1 protein-coding gene is annotated in these 1,236 nt (G+C 57.4%); it reads left to right on the top strand.

From position 1 onward, the window contains the following. Nucleotides 1-80 precede the first annotated feature (80 nt). Nucleotides 81-1,180, top strand: a protein-coding gene (locus ACIQWP_RS31890) for an IS3 family transposase (protein WP_402796495.1) whose coding sequence is annotated in 2 segments (ribosomal slippage) — nucleotides 81-333 and nucleotides 333-1,180 — 1,101 coding nt in all. Because the reading frame shifts where the segments join, the coding sequence is not laid out codon by codon here. The last annotated feature ends 56 nt before the right edge of the window (nucleotides 1,181-1,236 follow it).

Here is a 1,236-nt window from a genome sequence, read left to right as displayed (position 1 = left end):
TGACGTGCCCCCGTTAAATTAGGCCATTTAGAACTGGAATTTTCCACTTATGATCCCTGCGGGGAAGAGAGGAGAATTCGATGAAGGCCTCGAAGTTTTCGGAAGCACAGATCGCGTTCGTATTGAAGCAGGCAGAGGACGGTACGCCGATCGGTGAGGTCTGCCGTAAGGTCGGAATTTCGGACGCGACGTTCTACAATTGGCGCAAGAAGTATGCCGGCCTGATGCCGTCAGAGATGAAGCGGCTGCGGCAGCTTGAGGAGGAGAACGCGAAGCTGAAGCGGATTGTTGCCGACTTGTCGCTGGACAAGGCCATGCTTCAGGACGTGCTGTCAAAAAAGCTCTGAGGCCTGCCCGCAAGCGCAAGCTTGTCGACACGGTCAAGGCAGACTGGAAGGTCTCGATCCGGCGTGCATGTTCGGTGTTGAAGGTCGAGCGGTCGCTTTATGTCTACAAGTCCAGGCGCGGCGAGCAGGCCGAACTGAAGCTGAAGATCAAGGACATCTGCCAGACACGGGTGCGCTACGGCTATAGGCGTGTGCATGTCCTGATCAAGCGTGACGGCTGGCTCGTCAATCCGAAGCGGATCTATCGTCTTTACAAGGAGATGGACCTGCAACTCCGCAACAAGGTTCCCAAGCGTCGGGTCAAGGCGAAGCTGCGGGCCGACCGGACGGAGCCGACCCATTCCAATCACGTCTGGGCGATGGATTTCGTTCATGACCAGTTGGCCACCGGGCGCAAGATCCGGGTGCTGACGGTGGTCGATACCTTTTCGCGCTTCTCGCCAGCAGTCGATGCACGCTTCAGCTATCGAGGCGAAGACGTGGTGCAGACGCTTGAGCGGGTGTGCCGGCAAGTCGGTTATCCGGCGTCCATTCGTGTCGATAACGGCAGCGAATTCATCTCCCGAGACCTTGATCTATGGGCTTATCACAAGGGTGTCGTTCTCGACTTCTCCCGGCCAGGAAAGCCGACCGACAACAGCTACATCGAGTCATTTAACGGCAAGTTTCGCGCCGAGTGCCTGAACGCTCATTGGTTCATGAGCCTTGACGACGCACGCTCGAAGATGGAGGATTGGCGTAGAGACTATAACGAGTTCCGGCCACACAGCGCGATCGGCAACAAGGTGCCGATTTCGCTCATGAACGGCTCATCGGCACCCCCGCCGAGCTGAGCCTTTAACCCCGGAAAATTCCAGCTCCCGCTGGCCCAAATTCGGGGGGCACTTCA

The organism is Rhizobium sp. NPDC090279 (genome assembly GCF_044769665.1).
Lineage (GTDB): Bacteria > Pseudomonadota > Alphaproteobacteria > Rhizobiales > Rhizobiaceae > Rhizobium.
The sequence above is the reverse complement of the archived record's forward strand: the minus strand, read 5'-3'. Positions and strand labels throughout refer to the sequence as shown.